Source organism: Pseudomonas sp. RV120224-01b, assembly GCF_003208145.1.
In the GTDB taxonomy this organism is placed as follows: domain Bacteria; phylum Pseudomonadota; class Gammaproteobacteria; order Pseudomonadales; family Pseudomonadaceae; genus Aquipseudomonas; species Aquipseudomonas monteilii.
This window is the reverse complement of record NZ_QKMQ01000001.1, coordinates 497,954-519,671: the sequence shown is the minus strand read 5'-3', so window position 1 is coordinate 519,671 and position 21,718 is coordinate 497,954. Positions and strand designations below refer to the sequence as shown.

The window sequence follows — 21,718 nt, the reverse complement described above, 5'->3', positions numbered from 1 at the left end:
TCGGGTGCAGTCTAATCAAGCGTGAACGCCGCGCACATTAACCCTTGGTCGCGTCGTAGGCCAATTTCGCCCGCACTACATATGGTTTACCCATTCCCTGGCGGCAATCATCCCTGCCTGCGCTTTCAATCGCCTTTCACCGCCCGTTCGAATGCGGGCGTAGCTCGGGAGACGAAGCCACCCTCGGCCCGAGTCACCAATACCGCAGCCAGGCCATGCGCCATGGCAAAATCCCAGCCACGCTCAGGGCCAAGGATCAGCAGCAGCGTCGAATAACCGTCGGCCTGCAGCGCCGACGCGTGCAGCACGGTGACGGCGGCCAGGTCATGTTGCACCGGGCGCCCCAGGCGGGCATCGAAGGCGTGCGAATAGCGCCGGCCATTCTGCTCGAAATAGTGCCGATAGTCACCCGAGGTTGATACTGAAAGGCCATTGACCGGGATGATCTGCCGGGCAATCTGGCGGTCTTCACGGGGCAGTTCCAGGGCGATGCGCCATGGGCTGCCATCGGGTTTGCGGCCGACCGCCTTGAGCTCGCCAGTGGCCTCGGCGACAAAGCGGGTTACGCCCATGGCTTGCAGGCGAGCGGCAATCAGGTCGACGGCATGGCCGGCGGCAATGCTGTTGAAGTCGAGCTGCACCGGGGCATCCTTGCACAGGGCCGGGCCTTTGATGTGCAAGTGCCGGTAGCCCACGCGCTGGCGCACCTGGGCCAGGGCTTGCGGGTCCGGCACCTGCTCGTGGCGGGCCTGAGGGCCAAAGCCCCACAGGTCGAGCAGGGGCTCGACAGTGAGGTCGAAGGCGCCATCGCTCTGCTCGGCCAGGTGCTGGCCAAGGTTGACCAGTTCGAGCATGTCGGGCGGCAGGGCCAGGCACTGGTTGGCGGGCAACTGGTTGAACAGGCTGACGACGGAGTCTGCGCGGTAGGTCGAATAGTGCTGGTCGATGTCGCCCAGGATGGTTTCGACCGCTGCTTGCACCTGTTCCGGCGCCGGGCCGCCGGGCTCACGGACGTACTGGATGCTGTAACTGCTGCCCATGGTCGGGCCACCCAGGCGCTCCAGGGTGGGGCCCTGGTTGCAGCCGGTGAGCAGCATGAGGGTGAACAATAGAGCTGTGCGCAAGGTTCAGGTTCTCGGTTGCCTGCACTGACTTGCCGGCGATGAGGCCAGTACAGACACATTAAATGCCCGATCAGTTCATCAGGCAAAAAAAACGGGAACCCGAAGGTTCCCGTTTTTTCATTGCCTTACAAGCGCATTAGCGTGGAAACGCTGGCGGGTTCACACCGGCCATCTCTTCCATCACGCGAACCACCTGGCAGCTGTAACCGAATTCGTTGTCGTACCAGACGTACAGAACAACGCGGTTGTCGTTGGCGATGGTGGCTTCAGCGTCAACCACACCGGCGTGGCGCGAGCCGACGAAGTCGGTCGAAACCACTTCCTGCGAGCTGACGTAGTCGATCTGCTTGTGCAGCTCCGAGTGCATGGCGGTCTGGCGCAGGTACTCGTTGATCTCGTCGCGCGAGGTGGCCTTTTCCAGGTTCAGGTTCAGGATGGCCATCGAAACGTTCGGCGTCGGTACGCGAATGGCGTTGCCGGTCAGCTTGCCCTTCAGCACTGGCAGTGCCTTGGCGGCAGCAGTGGCGGCGCCGGTTTCGGTGATGACCATGTTCAGCGGCGCGGCACGGCCACGGCGGCTGCCCTTGTGGAAGTTGTCGATCAGGTTCTGGTCGTTGGTGAACGAGTGAACGGTTTCGACGTGGCCGTTGACGATGCCGTACTGGTCGTTGATGGCCTTGAGCACCGGCACGATGGCGTTGGTGGTGCAGGAAGCTGCCGAGATGATCTTGTCATCGGCGGCGATGTCACCGTGGTTGATGCCGTGCACGATGTTCTTCAGCGCGCCCTTGCCAGGTGCGGTGAGGATCACACGGGCAGCGCCCGGGCAGGCCAGGTGCTGGCCCAGGCCGTCAGCGTCACGCCATACGCCGGTGTTGTCGACGATCAGCGCGTTGTCGATGCCGTACTGGGTGTAGTCGACTTCGCTCGGGCTCTTGGCATAGATAACCTGGATCAGGTTGCCGTTGGCGGTGATGGTGTTGTTGGCTTCGTCGATGGTGATGGTGCCATCGAACGGGCCGTGAACCGAGTCACGGCGCAGCAGGCTGGCACGCTTGACCAGGTCGTTTTCGGCGCCTTTGCGCACGACGATGGCACGCAGGCGCAGGCCGTCGCCACCACCGGTCTTCTCGATCAGGATACGCGCCAGCAGGCGGCCGATACGGCCGAAGCCGTACAGGACAACGTCGGTGCCTTTACGGGCCGAAGCGTTCTGCTGGCCAACCACGTCAGCCAGCTCTTCACGGACGAACTGCTCGGCAGTGCGGCCATTGCCTTCCTGCTTGAACTTGTTGGCCAGCTTGCCCAGGTCGACCGAAGCGGCGCCCAGTTTCAGCTCGCTCATGGCCTTGAGCAGTGGGAATGTCTCGTGGACGGACAGTTCGGTTTCGTCGGCTTGACGATGACGCGCAAAGCGGTGCGCCTTGAGGATCGAGATAACCGAACGGTTGATCAGGCTGCGGCCATAAATCGAGCTCACCACGTTGTTGTTGCGGTAGAGCTGACCGATAAGCGGGATCATCGCTTCAGCCAGGGCTTCACGATCAATCCACTCACCAAGACACTGGTCGGGCTTCTGAGTCACGGGAACCTTCCACATGTAGGGACAGAAAAAAGGGGCTACATTATGACGCCCCAACGCGGAACCGGCAATGAGCGCCTGTCGCAGTCACGCAAGCCAGCGTTCATGCCCTTTCAAGCCTGACAGGCGGCACTGGCACCGGTACAATCGGTCTCTTTGCCGCAACGCTTGGAGTGCAATCTCCCGTGTCAGTTCTGCGCCTACCGCAAATGTCGGCCACGGCCGGCAAACAAACCTGGGGCAACCTGCCCGGTGCCGCCCTCAGCCTTGCCATCGCCGAGGCCGCCAGCAGTGCTGGCCGCTTCACCCTGCTGCTGACGGCCGACAGCCAGGCCGCCGACCGTCTGGAACAGGAGCTGCGCTTCTTTGCCCCGGACCTGCCGGTGTTGCCGTTTCCCGATTGGGAAACCCTGCCCTACGACCTGTTCTCGCCACACCAGGACATCATTTCCCAGCGCATCGCCAGCCTGTACCGCCTGCCGGAGCTGAGCCACGGCATCCTCGTGGTGCCGGTCACCACCGCCCTGCACCGCCTGGCGCCCACGCGCTTCCTGCTGGGCAGCAGCCTGGTGCTGGATGTGGGGCAGACCATCGACGTCGAGCAGATGCGCACGCGCCTGGAGGCCAGCGGCTATCGCTGCGTCGACACCGTGTACGAGCATGGCGAGTTCGCCGTGCGTGGTGCGCTGATCGACCTGTTCCCGATGGGCAGCAAACTGCCCTACCGTATCGACCTGTTCGATGACGAGATCGAGACACTGCGCACCTTCGACCCCGAGACCCAGCGCTCGATCGACAAGGTGGATTCGGTGCGCCTGCTGCCGGCACGCGAGTTCCCGATGCAGAAAGAGGAAGTGACCCGCTTCAAGGCGCGCTTCCGTGAGCGCTTCGACGTCGACTTCCGCCGCAGCGCCATCTTCCAGGACCTGGCCAGCGGCATCATCCCCGCCGGCATCGAGTACTACCTGCCGCTGTTCTTCGAAGAAACCTCGACCCTGTTCGACTACCTGCCAGCCGACACCCAGGTGTTCTCCTTGCCCGGCGTGGAACAGGCCGCCGAACATTTCTGGAACGACGTGCGCGGGCGTTATGAAGACCGTCGCGGCGACCTGAGCCGGCCACTGCTGCCACCGGCCGAGCTGTTCCTGCCGGTGGAAGACTGCTTCGCCCGGCTCAAGCAATGGCCACGGGTGGTGGTCAGCAGCGAAGACGTCGACCCGGGCGCGGGCCGCGAGCGCTTCCCGGCACGCGCCCTGCCCAACCTGGCCATCGAGGCCAAGGCCAACCAGCCGCTGGCCGAACTGGCCAACTTTCTCGACCAGTTCCCCGGCCGCGTGCTGTTCACCGCCGAATCGGCGGGCCGCCGCGAAGTGTTGCTGGAGCTGCTCGACCGGCTGAAGCTGCGCCCGCATACCGTCGACGGCTGGGACGATTTCATTACCGGCAGCGAGCGACTGGCAATCACCATTGCCCCGCTGGACGACGGCCTGGTGCTGGACGATCCAGGCCTGGCCCTGGTGGCCGAAAGCCCGCTGTTCGGCCAGCGGGTGATGCAGCGCCGACGCCGCGACAAGCGTGGCGAAACCGCCAACGACGCCGTCATCAAGAACCTCACCGAGCTGCGCGAAGGCGCGCCAGTGGTGCACATCGACCACGGCGTGGGCCGCTACCTGGGCCTGGCCACCCTGGAAATCGACGGCCAGGCCGCCGAGTTCCTTACCCTGGAATACGCCGAGAACGCCAAACTGTATGTGCCGGTGGCCAACCTGCACCTGATCGCCCGCTACACCGGTAGCGACGACGCGCTGGCGCCGCTGCACCGGCTGGGCTCGGAGGCCTGGCAGAAAGCCAAGCGCAAGGCCGCCGAACAGGTGCGCGACGTGGCCGCCGAGCTGCTCGACATCTATGCCCGCCGCGCTGCGCGCAAGGGTTATGCGTTTGCCGACCCGTCTGCCGACTACGCCACCTTCAGCGCCGGCTTCCCGTTCGAAGAAACCCCGGACCAGCAAGCCGCCATCGAAGCCGTGCGTGCCGACATGCTGGCACCCAAGCCGATGGACCGCCTGGTGTGCGGTGATGTGGGCTTCGGCAAAACCGAAGTGGCCATGCGCGCCGCGTTCATCGCCGTGCACAGCGGCCGCCAGGTGGCCGTGCTGGTGCCCACCACCCTGCTCGCCCAACAGCACTACAACAGCTTCCGCGACCGCTTCGCCGACTGGCCGGTGACCGTGGAAGTGATGAGCCGCTTCAAATCCGCCAAGGAAGTGGCCACCGCCGCCGCCGACCTGGCCGAAGGCAAGATCGACATCCTCATCGGCACCCACAAGCTGTTGCAGGACGATGTGCGCTTCAAGGACCTGGGCCTGGCCATCATCGACGAAGAACACCGTTTTGGCGTGCGCCAGAAGGAGCAACTGAAGGCCCTGCGCAGCGAGGTCGACATCCTTACCCTCACCGCCACGCCGATTCCGCGTACGCTGAACATGGCGGTAGCGGGCATGCGCGACCTGTCGATCATCGCCACCCCGCCGGCGCGCCGCCTGTCGGTGCGCACCTTCGTCATGGAACAGAACAAGAGCACGGTCAAGGAAGCGCTGTTGCGTGAACTGCTGCGCGGTGGCCAGGTGTACTACCTGCACAACGATGTGAAAACCATCGAAAAATGCGCCGCCGACCTCGCCGAACTGGTACCCGAGGCGCGCATCGGCATTGGCCACGGGCAAATGCGCGAACGCGAGCTGGAACAGGTGATGAGCGACTTTTACCACAAGCGCTTCAACGTGCTGGTGGCCTCGACCATCATCGAAACCGGCATCGACGTGCCCAGCGCCAACACCATCGTCATCGAGCGTGCCGACAAGTTCGGCCTGGCCCAGTTGCACCAGTTGCGTGGCCGGGTCGGCCGTAGCCACCACCAGGCCTACGCCTACCTGCTCACGCCCACCCGGCAAAAAGTCAGCGCCGACGCCGAAAAACGCCTGGAGGCGATCGCCAACACCCAGGACCTGGGCGCCGGTTTCGTGCTGGCAACCAACGACCTGGAAATCCGCGGTGCGGGCGAGCTGCTGGGCGAAGGTCAAAGCGGGCAGATCCAGGCGGTAGGCTTCACCCTGTACATGGAGATGCTCGAACGGGCGGTGAAGGCGATTCGCAAAGGCACCCAGCCGAACCTCGAACAGCCACTGGGCGGCGGCCCGGAGATCAACCTGCGCCTGCCGGCGCTGATCCCCGAAGACTACCTGCCCGACGTGCACGCACGGCTGATCCTGTACAAGCGCATTGCCTCGGCGGCCGACGAAGAAGGCCTCAAAGACCTGCAAGTGGAAATGATCGACCGCTTCGGCCTGCTGCCGGAGCCGACCAAGAACCTGATGCGCCTGACCTCGCTCAAGCTGCTTGCGGAAAAGCTCGGCATCAAGAAAGTCGACGCCGGCCCCAATGGCGGCAAGCTCGAGTTCGAGGCCGAAACCCCGGTCGACCCGCTGACCCTGATCAAGCTGATCCAGGGCCAGCCCAAACGCTACAAGTTCGAAGGTGCGACCCAGTTCCGTTTCCTGGTGCCGATGGAGCGCCCCGACGAACGTTTCAACACCCTGGAGGCGCTGTTCGAGCGCCTGACCCCACAGCCTGCCTAAGGAAGATCCATGCGTGCCATCCGTAGCCTGACCCTGCTGCTGGCGCTGTTTGCGCCAGCCGCCTTCGCCGAAGGCCTGTATCAGGTTGAAATGATCCTGGTGCGGCAAAACAGCGTGCCCGCCTTCACCAGCCCGTTCGCCCCGGAAAACTGGAGCGCCGGCGCCCCACGCCTGGAAAAGGACGCCGAGCGCCGCCTGGCGCTGGAAGACGAAGCCACCCGCCTGGAAGCCACTGCCGACTACACCGTGTTAATGCACAAAGCCTGGCAGCAACAGGTGGGCAGCGAGCCAAGCCGCATTGCCCTGGGCGAAGGCACCGAGCAGTTCGGCCACTTCCCCATCGAAGGCAACCTCAGCATCGCTGAAGGCCGCTTCATCACGGTCGACGCCAATTTCTGGGTCAACCAGCTGGACGGCAACGGCAGCGTGCTGCAAAGCGAGCAGTTCAAACAAAGCAACAGCAACGTCAAGGGCGGCCAGCTGACCTTCCTCGACGGCGGCCACCTGGCCGTGCTGCTGAAGGTGACGCCGCCGGGCACGCCGAAAATGCCGGTGATGGACCCGGAAATGATGGAGCAGTGATGTGAGCGAGAGCGATGCGCAGTTCTTTGTGCGGGCGCACGACGGCTGGACGTTTGCGTTTGACCGCAAGTCTCTGCAACGCGGCCTGGATTATGCCGAGGAAGGCAGAAGCGAAATCGTATCCATCCTCGACATGACGATTCGCGCCCAGTGCGCAGGCTCTGCAGGCCGGACCTACTACCAGCGCATTACGCTGGACATGACCGAAGATGGCCTGGAGTGCGAGGGCACTTGCTCATGCCCGGTAGGAGAAAATTGCAAGCATTGCGCAGCTGCGCTCTATTTGCTGGAGCGGGGGCCGGATTACGCCGAAGGCAGCCATGATGCCCCTCACCCACCTGTTGACGCATCCCGGCACTCTCTGGACCTCCCACCTGAACTCGCCCATTGGGTCGAGGCCCTGGAAGCTCCGGCAAAGCCTGCCGAGCCTGCCAAGCGCAAAGGCCCGTCGCTCTACTACAAGGTCGTTAATGAGCGCGGCCTTTGCACGCTCAGCGTATCCAAAGGCACCCGCGAAGCCGATGGCCAGCTGAAACTCGCCCGTGCCAGCTCGCTGCCTGAGATGCTCTACTACACGCCACGTTACGTAACTGATGAGGACCTGCGCATCCTCAGGCTGATTGACGCCCTTGGCAAAAACACCAACATGCCAATCGCAAGACTGGAAGGAAAGCAAGGCGCAGAGCTGTACGAGTTCGCATTGGCCAGTGGCCGTCTGATCTATGGCGAGCAATTGTTGCCACTAGCCCCCGGACCGACACTGCCGGCCGAGTTTCGCTGGATGAGGCTTGAGAACGGCAGCTATCGTGGTGCGTGGCACCATGATGAGCGGATGCATGACATGGCACTGCCGCTCGACCCGCTCTATTACATCGATACCCAGACGGGCATGACTGGCAAGCTTGCGCATGATCTTGACCCGTTCATTGCCAGCCAACTGGCAAGCGCACCTACGGTGCCCGAACACTTGATCATCCCTCTGAGCCACCGGTTGAATGCGCTGAATCGCCAGGTGCCAACGCCTACAAGCGTACGCAGTGAAGAGATCGACAGTGTTCAACCCAGGCCGCACCTGACGCTGGGCAGCCTCGAATTCAGCGCCTACATGCCCAAGACCGGCCGTATGCAGCGGCAGATGCAGCATCGGGCCGCACTGGCGTTCGACTATGACGGTTTACGCGCCAGCGGCAGCGACGAAAAACCGCTGACCCGCCTGATCGACAACACCAGCCAACGCATCCGCCGCCAGCCGCAGGCCGAGCAGGCGCTGCGCAAAGTGCTGCGCGACCTGGGCTTCAAGGCCGCCACCCGACAAAGCAAGGCCCTGCCCGACAGCGCCGGCGAAATGTTCCAGCTGCCAGACGACGAAGCCTGGCTGCGCTTTGCCCGCGAAGGCCTGCCACGCCTGCGCGAGGCCGGGTGGGACATCGACATCCACCGCGACTTCGCCTTCAACCTGCAAGAGGTGGACGACTGGTACGCCACCATCGACGAAGCCCCCGGCCATGAATGGTTCGACCTGGAGCTCGGTATCGTGGTCGATGGCCAGCGCCACAGCCTGCTGCCGATCGTGCTGCAACTGCTGCGCAGCAACCCGGAATTGCTGCGCCCCAGCGAACTGGCCAGGCGCAGCGACGACGAGCACCTGCTGATCGACCTCAACCGCGGCCGCCTCGATGCCTCGGCCCTGCGCGTTGCCCTGCCCTACGGCCGCATCAAGGCCGTAATGGGCACCCTGGGCGAGCTGTACCTGCACGAAGACGTAGCCGGCCCGTCCCTGCGCCTGGACCGCGCCGATGCTGCACGCCTGAACGATATCGAAGGCCTGCCCCTGCACTGGGAAGGTGGTGCACATGTGCGGGATCTGGGCCGCCGCCTGCGCGACGCCCGCGACTTGCAGGTAGCCCCGCCGACAGGGCTGCAGGCCAGCCTGCGCCCCTACCAGCAACAGGGCCTTAACTGGCTGCAGGCACTACGCGAAATGGGCACCGGCGGCATCCTGGGCGACGACATGGGCCTGGGCAAGACCCTGCAGGCCTTGGCGCACCTGCTGCTGGAAAAGCAGGCCGGGCGACTGACCGCTCCCGCCCTGGCAGTGATGCCGACCAGCCTGGTGCCCAACTGGCTGGACGAAGCCCAGCGTTTCGCCCCCGACCTGCGCGTGCTGGCCCTGCAAGGCCCGGGGCGCAACAAGCATTTCGCCACGCTGCACGACTACGACCTGGTGCTGACCACCTATGCCCTGGTGCCACGCGACCTCGAACACCTGCGCAGCCAACCCTGGCATGTACTGGTGCTGGACGAGGCACAAAACATCAAGAGCAGCACCAGCAAGGCCGCACTCGCCGTCTGTGAGCTGCAGGCCAACCAGCGCCTGTGCCTGACCGGCACGCCGATGGAAAACAACCTGGGCGAGCTGTGGTCGATCTTCCACTTCCTGATGCCCGGCTGGCTGGGTGACCTGAAGCGCTTCAACCAGGACTACCGCACCCCCATCGAACGCCACGGCGACAGCGAGCGGCTGGCTCACCTGGTTACACGCATTCGCCCGTTCCTGTTGCGCCGCACCAAGGAACAGGTGGCCACCGAGCTGCCAGCCAAGACCGAGATGGTGCACTGGGTGGAGCTGAGCGACGCCCAGCGCGACACCTACGAGGCCGTGCGCGTGGCGATGGACAAGAAAGTGCGCGACGAAATCGCCCGCAATGGCGCCGCCCGCAGCCAGATCGTCATTCTCGACGCCCTGCTCAAGCTGCGCCAGGTGTGTTGCGACCTGCGCCTGGTCAAGGGTGTGGAAAGCAAGGGTAACCAGGCCGACAAGGGCAAGCTGGGTGCGCTGCTGGAAATGCTCGAAGAACTGCTCAGCGAAGGGCGCCGGGTACTGTTGTTCTCGCAATTCACCTCGATGCTGGCGCTAATCGAGCAAGAACTGCAGAAGCGCAAGATCCGTTACAGCCTGCTGACCGGCGACACCCGCGACCGGCGCACGCCGGTGCAGCAATTCCAGCAGGGTGACAGCGAAGTGTTCCTGATCAGCCTGAAGGCCGGGGGTGTCGGGCTGAACCTGACGGCTGCGGACACCGTGATCCACTTCGACCCCTGGTGGAACCCGGCGAGTGAAAACCAGGCCACCGACCGCGCCTACCGCATTGGCCAGGACAAGCCGGTGTTCGTGTTCAAGCTGATTACCCGGGGGACGGTGGAGGAGAAGATCCAGTTGCTGCAAGAAGAGAAGGCGGCGCTGGCGGCCAGCCTGCTGGATGGCGGGCAGGCCGGACAATGGCGCATGGGGGATGAGGAAATCGAGGCGTTGTTTGCGCCATTGCCAGGCAAGCGCGGGCGCTAAACCTTTCATCTTCTGTTGCCTGTACTGGCCTCTTCGCGGGCTCGCCCGCTCCCACAGGATTATCAATGCCCTCAAGGGCGATGCTGTACCTGTGGGAGCGGGCATGCCCGCGAAGAAGCCAACGCGGTCAATCGACCAACTGGGCCTCTTTCAGCGCCCCCAACGCCTGCAGCCAGCGCGGCTGCTGTCGGTAGTCGGTCCGCGCAAACCCTTGCCCACGCATCCGCGCAATTCGCGGCGAGGGCTTCACCTTCATCCGTTGCGCCGCACTCAGCGCCAGCTCAGCCGCCGCCCGGTCGTTACACACCAGGCCCATGTCACAGCCGGCACTCAGCGCCGCTTCGATACGGCTGGCCGCATCACCCACCACATGCGCCCCGGCCATCGACAGGTCATCACTGAAGATCACCCCGTCAAAGCCCAGCTCGCCACGCAGGATGTCCTGCAGCCAGCGCCGCGAGAAGCCGGCCGGCTGGTTGTCGACCTGCGGGTAGATGACATGCGCCGGCATCACCGCTGCCAGTTGCCCGCTCAGGCGGGTGAACGGCACCAGGTCGGCCTGGCGCAGCTGCTCAAGGCTGCGCTCATCGGTAGGGATGGCCACATGCGAGTCGGCCTCGGCCCAGCCATGCCCCGGGAAATGCTTGCCACAGGCGGCCATGCCCGCCGCATTCATGCCGCGAATGAAGGCCCCGGCCAGTTGCGTGGCACGCAGCGGGTCACCCTCGAAGGCGCGGCTGCCAACCACGGCGCTACGCTGGTGGTCCAGGTCGAGCACCGGCGCAAAGCTCAGGTCCAGGCCAACCGCCAGCACCTCGGTCGCCATCAGCCAGCCGCATTGCTCGGCCAGGTACTCGGCATTGTCATTGTCGGCCAGCGCACGCATGGCCGGCAGGCGCACAAAGCCCTGACGCAGGCGCTGCACACGGCCACCTTCCTGGTCTACCGCCAGGATCAGGTCGGGGCGAATGGCGCGGATCGACGCACACAGCTCACGCACCTGGCGCGGGCTATCGATGTTGCGGGCAAAGATGATCAGGCCAGCCACTTCGGGCTGGCGCAGCAAGTGACGGTCTTCGGCGGTCAGCCATTTACCGGCGATATCCACCATCAGGGAGCCTTGCAGGCTGACGGTCATGGGTAATCCTTCATTGAAGACTGAGAGAAGCCCACTGGGGGCAGGCGGCTTGTTCGATGCGCACCGGGCAATGGACCGGCACCCGCTCGAACAGGCTTAGCAAGTCGGTGTTACGCAGGCGTATGCAGCCATGGGACAACGCCACGCCCATGGGTTCCGTATCCGCAGTGCCGTGCAGGTAGATATAGCGGCGGAACGTGTCGACCGCGCCCAAGCGGTTGACGCCGGGTTCGCAGCCGCTGAGCCAGAGGATGCGGGAGAGGATCCAGTCGCGCTCCGGGTTTTGCGCGTGCAGTTCCGGCGACCACACCTCACCCGTCCAGCGCCGCCCGGCCAGTACCGCGTTCAGCGGCAGGCCTGCGCCAATCTTTGCCCGCACCTGATGCAGGCCGCGCGGCGTGCACCCCGAACCGTTGCGCTCGCCGGCGCCGTTACGCGCCGTGGACACGGGCACGCGCACGCGCAACTGGCCACGGGCAAAACCGTACAGGCATTGGTCGGCAAGGGAAATGTGCAACAGATCGAGGTCGGGCATGGGCGCTAGCTTAGCCGAAGCGCCCCGCCCCGCCCAGCCTTCAGGCTTTGGCGGTGGTAGCGCTGACGCTGGTCTTGGTACGCGGGCGCAGCTGGGCGCTGGCCATGGCGTCATCGGTGACACCGCTGTCGGCACGCATGCCGGCCGCCAGGAACGGCACCATCAGGCGCATCACCTGTTCGATCGAGGTATTGATGCCGAAGTCGGTCTCGGCGATCGCCCGCAGGGCCTTGATACCAGACATGCTGAAGGCCGCAGCACCGAGCATGAAGTGCACACGCCAGAACAGCTCCAGCGGTGGAATGCGTGGCGCGGCCTCGTTGACCAGCAGCATGTAGCGGCGGAATACCTTGCCGTACATGTCTTCCAGATAGCGCCGCAGGTGGCCCTGGCTCTGGCTGAAAGCCAGGCCCAGCAAGCGCATGAAGATCGACAGGTCATTGTTGCTGCGAGGCTGCACCACCAGCGCCTGCTCCACCAGCATTTCCAGCAGCTCTTCAAGGCTGGGCTTTTGTTCCGGCTTGGCCTGACGCCGCTCCAGCTCACGCTCCAGGCTGGCGCAAAACGGGCCGAGGAAGCGCGAGAACACCGCCTGGATCAGCGCCTTCTTGGAGCCGAAATGATAGTTGACAGCCGCCAGGTTGACCCCGGCCTTGCTGGTAATCAGCCGCAACGAGGTTTCGGCGAACCCCCTTTCCGCGAACAACTGCTCGGCAGCATCGAGAATGCGTTCAACGGTTTCCGATTGGGCCATGACTACTCCGGGTACTCCGCCAGACAAACAGGTGTTTGAAACATACGTTTCAGCCCTGCTTCTGTCAAGGCTCGGTGACCGGGCGGTCGCCATTTAAAAGCGCCAGACGGCCGGCTGCAAGCGCCACCTCTGCTGTTTATTGCGCCTTTTGGCTTGCAGCGCATCCAGTACTGTATATAATCCCAGTCACTGTACAAAAAGACAGAGCGCTCACCATGTTGAAACTGACGCCACGCCAAGCCGAAATTCTCGCGTTCATCAAACGCTGCCTGGAAGACAACGGCTTCCCGCCGACGCGCGCCGAGATCGCTCAGGAGCTGGGCTTCAGATCGCCCAACGCCGCCGAGGAGCACCTCAAGGCCCTCGCCCGCAAAGGCGCCATCGAGATGACCCCGGGCGCCTCACGCGGCATCCGCATTCCCGGCCTGGAAGCCAAAGCCGAAGAAAGCGGCCTGCCGATCATCGGCCGGGTTGCTGCCGGCGCGCCAATCCTTGCCGAACAGCACATCGAGCAATCCTGCAACATCAGCCCCGCCTTCTTCCACCCCCAAGCCGACTATCTGTTGCGCGTACACGGCATGAGCATGAAAGACGTCGGCATCTTCGACGGCGACCTGCTGGCGGTACACACCTGCCGCGAAGCCCGCAACGGCCAGATCGTGGTGGCGCGCATCGGCGACGAAGTGACCGTCAAGCGCTTCAAGCGTGAAGGCAGCAAGGTATGGCTGCTTGCCGAGAACCCCGAATTCGCCCCCATCGAAGTCGACCTGAAAGAACAGGAGCTGGTGATCGAGGGCTTGAGCGTCGGCGTCATTCGCCGCTGATCCAGGAGGCGTCATGCAGCAGTTCATTCACGCACCCGAGCAAGCCCAGTTGCCCCTGTTCGAAGCATTTCTCGCCCAGCCCGTGCTACCGGGCCTGAAAGCCAGTGAACTGGCACGCAAGAGCAGCCAACCCGAGCTGTTCAGCGAACTGTCGCTGCGCGGCGCCCCTGGGCACTGCCAAAGCCTGCTGGCACCGGTACTGCGCGAGCTGAGCGAAGAAGACGAGGCCCGCTGGATGACCCTGATCGCTCCACCCTCCAGCCTGACCCAGGCCTGGTTGCGCGATGCCGGGCTCAACCGTGAACGTATCTTGCTGCTGCAACCTCGCAGCAATCAAAGCCCGCTGCAACTAGCCTGCGAGGCCTTGCGCCTTGGCCTCAGCCACACCGTGGTGAGCTGGCTGGGTAGCGTCAATGCCACTGCACGCCAACAGTTGCTACGCGCGGCCAGTGCCGGAAATGCACAAAGCCTGAACATCCGCCTCGGCTGATGTTCAGGCTTTGCCTGTCACTTCAAAAAGCCTGACACGTTGCTGCACCCTTAGTGCAGCACACGCGGCCCTTCATCACGCTCAAGCTCGCCATCCATCAGGCGACCGGCCATCTGCACGCCCACACTGAGCATGGCCTTGGCCACTTCCACATGCTGGCCCTGCAGGAACACCTTGGCGTCTTCCGAGAAATCCAGGGTTACCAGAGAGCCCTCATCCTCGGCGCGACGCAGTTCGATGCGGCCATCAGGCAACTCGACAATTTCCAGAAACGACGTAGACATAAATGGCAGTTCTCCGCGAAAGGCCGCTAGTGTACCAGCCGTTGCGGCTATCAGCACTCACTCAACGCGTCGCGGAAACGTCTCACCAAGCCCTTGAGGTTGTTGCGCCAGCTTTCCAGCTCAGCACGCGACAGTGCAGGATGCTCGGGCTCATCGAGATTGACGGCCTGGATCAGGGGTTGGGTAACGTCAGTTTTCGGCGCCTTCTTCGCGACAGGTGGTCGGAACAAATCGGCATAAGCACCCAGCATTTGCGCCAGCCAGGTTTCGCGCTGACGGGCGATTTCCAGTAGCTCAGCCACTTCCGGGATGGCGATGCCATTCAGCGCGTCGTCAGCCAGTGCCTGCTCAACCGTTGCCACAACCGGCAAGCGATAGAAACCACCGATTTCATGGCACAAGCCCAGCAGCGCGCCGTACAGGTGGAACAGCGCCGATTCGCGCTCGGCCTGCACCAGGCCTTGAGCGTTCATGGCCTGGCTTTGCTCGGCCTTGGCCATGGACTCCAGGGCGAGGCCGGCGAAGAACAGTTTCTGGTTGGTACGGGTATACAGTTCCTGGGCCATTTCAGTGGCCTCCCTAAGGCTGCAAGGCGAGTACATGCATCATAAATGATTGGGGCCGCAAAGCGGCCCCAATTACTGCACTGAAGAATCAGCGCTTGTCTTCAACCTTCCACGCATTCCCGTCGTAGAACGCCTTCCAGCCGGTCGGCTTGCCATCGACCTCGGACTGCACGTACTGCTCCTTGGTCTTGCGGCTGTAGCGGATTACCGCCGGGCGGCCTTCCGGGTCTTTCTGCGGCGCTTCGCACAGGAAGTGGTACTTGGGGTCGATCTCATGCTTGTGCGGCACAATTTCCAGCACCAACGGCGCACGGGTTTCGCGGTTTTTCGGGAACTGGCTGGCGGCCAGGAACAACCCCGAAGCGCCGTCACGCAGCACGTAGGTGTCGTCGACCTTTTCGCACTTGAGCTCCGGCATGTCCACCTTGTCCATCTTCGGCGGGGCAGCCTCACCACTCTTGAGCAGCTTGCGGGTGTTCTTGCACGTTGCATTGGTGCAACCGAAGAACTTGCCGAACCGGCCGGTTTTCAATTGCATCTCGCTGCCGCACTTGTCGCACTCCAGGCTCGGCCCTTCGTAGCCCTTGATGCGGTAGTTGCCTTCCTCGATCTCGTAGCCAGCGCAATCCGGGTTGTTACCGCAGATGTGCAGCTTGTGCTTCTCATCGAGCAGGTAGGCATCCATCGCCGTGGCGCAAATCGGGCAGCGGTGCTTGCCCAGCAACACGCGGGATTCCGATTCGCCCTCGTCATCAGCGGCAATCTCGTCACCCGGCACCAGGTTGACGGTGGCCTTGCAGCGCTCTTTCGGCGGCAGGCTGTAACCCGAGCAACCCAGGAACACACCCGTGGAAGCGGTGCGGATCATCATCGGCCGGCCACACTCCTTACAGGCAATGTTGGTCATGGTCGGCTGGTTGGCGCGCATGCCGTTTTCGCTGGACTCGGCAGTCTGCAGCTTCTTGCTGAAGTCGCCGTAGAACTCGTCGAGCACGTTTTTCCAGTCCCGCTCACCCTGGGCCACGTCGTCGAGGTTCTCTTCCATGTCGGCGGTAAAGCCGTAGTCCATCAGGTTGGAGAAACTCTCGGACAACCGCTCGGTGACGATGTCGCCCATCTTCTCGGAATAGAAGCGGCGGTTGTGCAAGGTCACATAACCACGGTCCTGAATGGTCGAGATGATCGCCGCATAGGTCGAGGGCCGGCCAATGCCGCGCTTTTCCATTTCCTTGACCAGGCTGGCTTCGGTGAAGCGCGCCGGCGGCTTGGTGAAGTGCTGGCTCGGGTCGATCTGGATCAGCTTCAGCGCTTCGCCCTGGACCATTTCTGGCAGCACGTCATCTTCGCCCGGCTTGCTCTGCTGTGGCAGCACGCGGGTGTAACCGTCGAACTTGAGAATGCGGCCCTTGGCACGCAGCTCGAAGTCGCCAGCCGCCACGGTGACGCTGGTGGACAGGTACTGCGCCGGCGGCATCTGGCAGGCCAGGAACTGGCGCCAGATCAGCTCGTACAGGCGCTCGGCGTCACGCTCCATGCCACTGAGCTTGGTCGGGTGGGTATTCACGTCAGAAGGACGAATCGCTTCGTGCGCTTCCTGAGCGCCTTCCTTGCTGCCGTATACCAGCGGTGCTTCCGGCAGGTACTGCTTGCCGAACTCGCGCTCGATGTAGCTGCGCGCCATGTCCAGGGCATCGGCCGACAGGTTGGTCGAGTCGGTACGCATATACGTGATGTAGCCGGCTTCGTACAAACGCTGGGCCATCATCATGGTTTTCTTCACCCCGAAGCCCAGGCGGTTACTGGCCGCCTGCTGCAGGGTGGAGGTAATGAACGGTGCCGATGGCTTGCTGCTGGTCGGGCGGTCTTCACGCTTGACCACGCTGTAGCTGGAAGCCTTGAGCTTCTCCAGCGCCGCCATGGCCTGGGCTTCGTTCAGCGGTTTGAACGCCTCACCCTTCTCGCGCGCCACCTCGAAACGCACCTTGGCGTTTTTGGCGGTGCCCAGGTCGGCGTGGATCTCCCAGTACTCTTCCGGGATGAACGCGCGGATTTCGCGCTCGCGCTCCACCACCAGCTTTACCGCCACCGACTGCACGCGGCCGGCAGACAGGCCACGGGCAATCTTGGCCCACAGCAGCGGCGAAACCATGTAACCGACCACACGGTCGAGGAAACGGCGCGCCTGCTGGGCGTTGACCCGGTCGATATCCAGCTCGCCTGGCTGCGAGAAGGCCTCCTGGATGGCCTTCTTGGTAATTTCGTTGAACACCACGCGCTTGTAGCGGGTGTCGTCACCACCGATGGCTTCGCGCAGGTGCCAGGCAATGGCTTCCCCTTCGCGGTCCAAGTCGGTTGCGAGATAGATGGTGTCGGCATCCTTGGCCAGGCGGCGCAGCTCTTCGATCACCTTTTCCTTGCCAGGCAGGATCTCGTACTTGGCCTTCCAGCCATGGTCAGGGTCGACACCCATGCGTGCCACCAGCTGGCGACGGGCCTTTTCTTTTGGCGAAAGGGCCGGAGCCTCACCCGCGGCCTTGCCACGCTTGGCGGCTGGCTCTTTGCTCGCGCTGGCCGAACCGCTGGTGGGGAGGTCTCGGATATGGCCGATACTCGACTTCACCACGTACTGGTTGCCCAGGTACTTGTTGATGGTCTTGGCCTTGGCCGGGGATTCCACAATGACCAGCGATTTGCCCATGGATCGGAGTATTCCTGAATCTGAAGATGAAAAACGCGTCAGGTGCCAGACGCGGCACCGCTATATATAGTGGCAAAAGTGTGAGGTCAAGCTCGAACGATCATGCGTGCGACTTGCCCAGCAACCCGGGCAGCCCCTCTTCGGCCTTGACCAAAGCAAAGCGTGGCACCTGCTCGCCGTCAACCTCGACAGACTCCTGGAACATCGAAAGTGGCCGTACCCAGAAGCTGTAATCACCATACAGGCACTGGTAGAACACCATCCACTCTTCGCTCTCGGAGTGCCGTGCAACACTGAAGACACGGTACTCAGGCCCTTTGTAATGCCGGTATACGCCTGGTTGTATCTGCATGTTGCCCACCCTCTTGACTTGAACCTGAAAAAAACAAAAACCGGGGCACAAGGCCCCGGCTGCTGTCCCGCTACGCGATCAGACGCGTTCGAAGACAGTGGTGATACCTTGGCCGAGGCCGACGCACATGGTCGCCACCCCCAGGGTACCGCCATTCTGCTTCATGACGTTGAGCAGGGTGCCCGAAATACGTGCCCCGGAGCAACCGAACGGGTGGCCCAAGGCAATGGCGCCGCCGTGCAGGTTAACCTTCTCATCCATCTTGTCGAGCACTTTCAAGTCTTTCAGCACTGGCAGAGCCTGTGCGGCGAAGGCTTCATTGAGCTCGATGAAGTCGATATCGGCCATGGTCAGGCCGGCACGCTTGAGGGCTTTCTGGGTCGACGGCACCGGGCCATAGCCCATGATTGCCGGGTCGACACCGGCCACCGCCATCGAACGAATCACCGCCAATGGCTGGATACCCAGGTCCATGGCGCGCTGGCCGGACATCACGATCATGCACGATGCGCCGTCGGTGATCTGCGACGAGGTACCGGCAGTGACGGTACCGCCTTTCGGGTTGAACGCAGGCTTGAGCGATGCCAGGCCTTCGAGGGTGGTTTCCGGGCGAATGGTTTCGTCGAAATCGAACACCTTCAGGAAGCCGTTCTCGTCGTAGCCCTGCATCGGGATGATCTCGTCCTTGAACTTGCCTTCGACCGTGGCCTTGTGGGCCAGCTGGTGCGAACGCAGGCCGAACAGGTCCTGTTGCTCACGGGTGATGCCGTGCATCTTGCCGAGCATTTCCGCAGTCAGGCCCATCATCCCGGAAGCCTTGGCGGCGTGCAAGGACAGGTGCGGGTTGGGGTCGACGCCGTGCATCATGCTGACGTGGCCCATGTGCTCCACGCCACCGACCACGAACACATCACCGTTGCCGGTCATGATCGCCTGGGCAGCCGTGTGCAGCGCGCTCATCGACGAGCCACACAGGCGGCTGACGGTCTGGGCTGCGGAGGTGTGCGGGATCTGGGTCATCAGCGAGGCCATGCGGGCGATGTTCCAGCCCTGCTCCAGGGTCTGGTTGACGCAGCCCCAGATCACGTCCTCGACCTCTTTCGGGTCGACCTTGTCGTTGCGTTCCAGCAGCTTGCTGATCAGGTGCGCCGACATGTCTTCGGCGCGGGTATTGCGGTGCATGCCACCCTTGGAGCGGCCCATTGGCGTGCGACCGAAGTCGACAATCACCACGTCTCTTGGATTCAGGCTCATATCAAATCTCTCGCTCTAGCTCGTTGACCGCTCAGTTGAAGAAGCGCTGGCCGTTCTTGGCCATTTCACGCAGCTTGGCGGTCGGGTGGTACAGCGGCCCCAGGTCGGCGTACTGATCGGCCAGGGCAACGAATTCGGCCACACCGATCGAGTCGATGTAGCGCAGCGCACCACCGCGGAAGGGAGGGAAACCAATGCCGTAGACCAGGCCCATGTCGGCTTCGGCGGCGGTTTCGACAATGCCGTCTTCCAGGCAACGCACGGTCTCCAGGCACAGCGGGACCATCATCCAGTTGATGATGTCTTCGTCGGTGACTTCACGCTGCTCGAAGACGACCGGCTTGAGCACGTCCAGCACGGTGGCGTCGAAGACTTTCTTCGGCTTGCCGCGCTTGTCGGTTTCGTAGGCATAGAAGCCCTTGCCGTTCTTCTGGCCCAGGCGGTTGGCTTCGTACAGCGCGTCGACGGCCGAGCGGCGGTCGTCTTTCATACGGTCCGGGAAGCCTTCGGCCATCACGTCGCGGCCGTGGTGGCCGGTGTCGATGCCGACCACGTCCATCAGGTACGCTGGGCCCATCGGCCAGCCGAACTTTTCCATCACCTTGTCGATACGCACGAAGTCGACACCGGCGCTGACCAGCTTGGCGAAGCCGCCGAAGTACGGGAACAGCACACGGTTGACCAAGAAGCCCGGGCAGTCGTTGACCACGATCGGGTTCTTGCCCATTTTCTTGGCGTAGGCCACGGTGGTGGCGACCGCCACTTCACTGGACTTCTCGCCACGGATCACTTCCACCAGCGGCATCATGTGCACCGGGTTGAAGAAGTGCATGCCGACGAAGTTTTCCGGGCGCTTGAGCGCCTTGGCCAGCAGGTTGATGGAGATGGTCGAGGTGTTGGAGGCGAGAATCGCATCGTCCTTAACCTGGCCTTCCACTTCAGCCAGCACGGCCTGCTTCACTTTCGGGTTCTCGACCACGGCTTCGACGACGATGTCGACATTGGCGAAATCGCCATAGGACAGGGTCGGGCGAATGGCGTTGAGCGCCTCGGCCATCTTGGCCGGGGTCAGGCGGCCCTTCTCGACGCGGTTGCCGAGCAGCTTGGAAGCCTCGTTAAGGCCCAGCTGGATGGCTTCCTCGCGGATATCCTTCATCAGGATCGGGGTGCCCTTGACCGCCGACTGGTAAGCGATACCGCCACCCATGATGCCAGCGCCGAGCACGGCAGCCTGCTTCACGTCGTGGGCGATTTCGTCATGCGCCTTGGCCTTGCGCTTGAGCTCCTGGTCGTTCAGGAACAGGCCGATGAGGCTTTCGGCAACCGAAGTCTTGGCCAGCTTGGCAAAGCCTGCGGCTTCGACCTCCAGCGCCTTGTCGCGGCCGAAGTTGGCAGCTTTCTGGATGGTCTTGATGGCTTCGACCGGTGCCGGGTAATTCGGGCCGGCCTGGCCAGCGACAAAGCCCTTGGCGGTTTCGAAGGCCATCATCTGCTCGATGGCATTGAGCTTGAGCTTTTCCAGCTTCGGCTGGCGCTTGGCCTTGTAGTCCAGCTCGCCGCTGATGGCGCGCTTGATCAGGTCCAGGGCACCGGCCAGCAGCAGCTCAGGGGCGACCACAGCGTCGACGGCCCCCACTTTCAGGGCGTCTTCGGCGCGGTTTTCCTTGCCGGCGGCAATCCACTCGATGGCGTTGTCCGAGCCGATCAGGCGTGGCAGGCGCACGGTGCCGCCAAAGCCTGGGTAGATACCCAGCTTGACTTCCGGCAGGCCGATCTTGGCGCTGGTGGACATGACCCGGTAGTCGGCGGCCAGGCACATTTCCAGGCCACCGCCCAGGGCGATGCCGTTGATGGCGGCAACGGTCGGCACTTCGAGGTCTTCGAAGGCGTTGAAGATGCGGTTGGCTTCCAGGTTGCCGGCGACCAGTTCGGCCTCGGGCAGCTTGAAGTTGTCGACGAACTCGGTGATGTCGGCGCCGACGATGAACACGTCCTTGCCACTGCTGACGATCACGCCCTTGACCGAGGCGTCGGCCTTGATGGCATCGACGGCCTGGCGCAGCTCGTTCAGGGTCAGGCGGTTGAACTTGTTGACGGACTCACCCTTGAGGTCGAACTTGAGCTCGACGATGCCACTTTCAAGAGCCTTAACCGTGATGGCTTTACCTTCGTAAATCATCAACTGATCTCCACGATATGGAAGCTGAACTGTACACGCCGATCGCTGCAGCAAAAGCAGGCCTAACTGCCCCGCCCCAGGCACACCCGTCAGCGCGCTAGTCGGAAGTATGGCTTGGCGTCACGACATACAAACGCTCAATTCATACGCCCGTTTGATTTGGGTGTGCACACATTCTCCGAAAAGATCGGCGTTGTCAAATGCTCACGAGCATGGCGAAAACGCGACTTTCCAGTCATTTTGTATCGTCTTGGTACAAAACATGATGACAGTGATCGCCGGCCATTCATGTCAGCGATTGACCACAGCCACTTGCAGCGTGCTGCAACTTTCCGCTTGCACGGCAACCCCGGGCGGCTACACTGGCACTTGCTT

Annotated in this window: 16 protein-coding genes; 5 read left to right on the top strand and 11 right to left on the bottom strand. The window is 62.9% G+C overall.

What is annotated here, in order from left to right; genetic code table 11:
* Positions 1–125 precede the first annotated feature (125 nt).
* Together N436_RS02375 and N436_RS02370 are read right to left on the bottom strand one after the other, a co-directional pair.
* Positions 126–1,124, bottom strand: coding sequence for an FAD:protein FMN transferase (locus N436_RS02375; protein WP_110740320.1), 999 nt, complete (start codon positions 1,122–1,124; stop codon positions 126–128).
* A 136-nt stretch (positions 1,125–1,260) separates the two neighbouring features.
* Positions 1,261–2,724 carry a glyceraldehyde-3-phosphate dehydrogenase gene (locus N436_RS02370; protein ID WP_016714907.1) on the bottom strand — a complete coding sequence of 488 codons (1,464 nt, stop codon included), beginning with the start codon at positions 2,722–2,724 and terminating at the stop codon, positions 1,261–1,263.
* Positions 2,725–2,891: 167 nt separating this feature from the next.
* Here N436_RS02370 and mfd point away from each other — a divergent pair, with 167 nt between their 5' ends.
* Genes mfd through N436_RS02355 form a run of 3 tightly spaced genes read left to right on the top strand, consistent with a single transcriptional unit; the run spans position 2,892 to position 10,269 of the window.
* Positions 2,892–6,341, top strand: a complete 3,450-nt coding sequence (gene mfd, locus N436_RS02365; RefSeq protein ID WP_110740319.1) for a transcription-repair coupling factor — start codon at positions 2,892–2,894, stop codon at positions 6,339–6,341.
* A gap of 9 nt (positions 6,342–6,350) precedes the next feature.
* A complete protein-coding gene (locus N436_RS02360) occupies positions 6,351–6,923 on the top strand; it encodes a CsiV family protein (protein WP_110740318.1) in 573 nt (190 codons plus the stop codon).
* 1 nt (position 6,924) lies between these two features.
* Positions 6,925–10,269, top strand: coding sequence for a DEAD/DEAH box helicase (locus N436_RS02355; protein WP_110740317.1), 3,345 nt, complete (start codon positions 6,925–6,927; stop codon positions 10,267–10,269).
* 127 nt (positions 10,270–10,396) lie between these two features.
* Here N436_RS02355 and nagZ read toward each other — a convergent pair whose 3' ends face one another.
* The 3 genes from nagZ to N436_RS02340 are packed head-to-tail and all read right to left on the bottom strand — an operon-like array spanning position 10,397 to position 12,696.
* Complete coding sequence (gene nagZ / locus N436_RS02350; protein WP_177410240.1) at positions 10,397–11,395, bottom strand: beta-N-acetylhexosaminidase; 999 nt, start codon at positions 11,393–11,395, stop codon at positions 10,397–10,399.
* Between the two features lie 22 nt (positions 11,396–11,417).
* On the bottom strand, positions 11,418–11,942 hold the full coding sequence (locus tag N436_RS02345) for a L,D-transpeptidase (protein WP_110740316.1): 525 nt from the start codon (positions 11,940–11,942) through the stop codon (positions 11,418–11,420).
* A gap of 40 nt (positions 11,943–11,982) precedes the next feature.
* Complete coding sequence (locus N436_RS02340) at positions 11,983–12,696, bottom strand: TetR/AcrR family transcriptional regulator (RefSeq protein ID WP_110740315.1); 714 nt, start codon at positions 12,694–12,696, stop codon at positions 11,983–11,985.
* 215 nt (positions 12,697–12,911) lie between these two features.
* On the opposite strand from N436_RS02340, the gene lexA reads away from it, so the two are divergent.
* Together lexA and sulA are read left to right on the top strand one after the other, a co-directional pair.
* Entirely contained in the window at positions 12,912–13,520 is a 609-nt protein-coding gene (lexA, locus tag N436_RS02335; protein WP_105945229.1) for a transcriptional repressor LexA, read from the top strand.
* A gap of 13 nt (positions 13,521–13,533) precedes the next feature.
* On the top strand, positions 13,534–14,010 hold the full coding sequence (gene sulA / locus N436_RS02330) for an SOS-induced cell division inhibitor SulA (protein WP_110740314.1): 477 nt from the start codon (positions 13,534–13,536) through the stop codon (positions 14,008–14,010).
* Positions 14,011–14,060: 50 nt separating this feature from the next.
* On the opposite strand, the gene N436_RS02325 is transcribed toward sulA, so the two are convergent.
* From N436_RS02325 to fadB, 6 genes are all read right to left on the bottom strand, one after another.
* Entirely contained in the window at positions 14,061–14,294 is a 234-nt protein-coding gene (locus N436_RS02325; protein ID WP_003248777.1) for a hypothetical protein, read from the bottom strand.
* A gap of 50 nt (positions 14,295–14,344) precedes the next feature.
* On the bottom strand, positions 14,345–14,860 hold the full coding sequence (locus N436_RS02320; RefSeq protein WP_060498881.1) for a DUF6586 family protein: 516 nt from the start codon (positions 14,858–14,860) through the stop codon (positions 14,345–14,347).
* Between the two features lie 88 nt (positions 14,861–14,948).
* Positions 14,949–17,558: a type I DNA topoisomerase gene (topA, locus tag N436_RS02315; RefSeq protein WP_110740313.1), complete on the bottom strand. Its 2,610-nt coding sequence runs from the start codon at positions 17,556–17,558 to the stop codon at positions 14,949–14,951.
* Between the two features lie 100 nt (positions 17,559–17,658).
* Positions 17,659–17,910: a DUF1653 domain-containing protein gene (locus N436_RS02310; protein WP_025754461.1), complete on the bottom strand. Its 252-nt coding sequence runs from the start codon at positions 17,908–17,910 to the stop codon at positions 17,659–17,661.
* Between the two features lie 78 nt (positions 17,911–17,988).
* The gene (gene fadA, locus N436_RS02305) at positions 17,989–19,164 is read right to left on the bottom strand and encodes an acetyl-CoA C-acyltransferase FadA (RefSeq protein WP_013971712.1); all 1,176 of its coding nucleotides are present in this window, start codon (positions 19,162–19,164) and stop codon (positions 17,989–17,991) included.
* A 31-nt stretch (positions 19,165–19,195) separates the two neighbouring features.
* A complete protein-coding gene (gene fadB / locus N436_RS02300; RefSeq protein WP_105945232.1) occupies positions 19,196–21,343 on the bottom strand; it encodes a fatty acid oxidation complex subunit alpha FadB in 2,148 nt (715 codons plus the stop codon).
* Positions 21,344–21,718 lie beyond the last annotated feature (375 nt).

Bases quoted from the DNA above. Each gene is read 5' to 3' on its own strand.
- N436_RS02370 (WP_016714907.1), bottom strand. From the start codon at position 2,724: ATGTGGAAGGTTCCCGTGACTCAGAAGCCCGACCAGTGTCTTGGTGAG.
- N436_RS02360 (WP_110740318.1), top strand. From the start codon at position 6,351: ATGCGTGCCATCCGTAGCCTGACCCTGCTGCTGGCGCTGTTTGCGCCA.
- N436_RS02345 (WP_110740316.1), bottom strand. From the start codon at position 11,942: ATGCCCGACCTCGATCTGTTGCACATTTCCCTTGCCGACCAATGCCTG.
- N436_RS02340 (WP_110740315.1), bottom strand. From the start codon at position 12,696: ATGGCCCAATCGGAAACCGTTGAACGCATTCTCGATGCTGCCGAGCAG.
- lexA (WP_105945229.1), top strand. From the start codon at position 12,912: ATGTTGAAACTGACGCCACGCCAAGCCGAAATTCTCGCGTTCATCAAA.
- sulA (WP_110740314.1), top strand. From the start codon at position 13,534: ATGCAGCAGTTCATTCACGCACCCGAGCAAGCCCAGTTGCCCCTGTTC.
- N436_RS02325 (WP_003248777.1), bottom strand. From the start codon at position 14,294: ATGTCTACGTCGTTTCTGGAAATTGTCGAGTTGCCTGATGGCCGCATC.
- N436_RS02320 (WP_060498881.1), bottom strand. From the start codon at position 14,860: ATGGCCCAGGAACTGTATACCCGTACCAACCAGAAACTGTTCTTCGCC.
- topA (WP_110740313.1), bottom strand. From the start codon at position 17,558: ATGGGCAAATCGCTGGTCATTGTGGAATCCCCGGCCAAGGCCAAGACC.
- N436_RS02310 (WP_025754461.1), bottom strand. From the start codon at position 17,910: ATGCAGATACAACCAGGCGTATACCGGCATTACAAAGGGCCTGAGTAC.
- fadA (WP_013971712.1), bottom strand. From the start codon at position 19,164: ATGAGCCTGAATCCAAGAGACGTGGTGATTGTCGACTTCGGTCGCACG.
- fadB (WP_105945232.1), bottom strand. From the start codon at position 21,343: ATGATTTACGAAGGTAAAGCCATCACGGTTAAGGCTCTTGAAAGTGGC.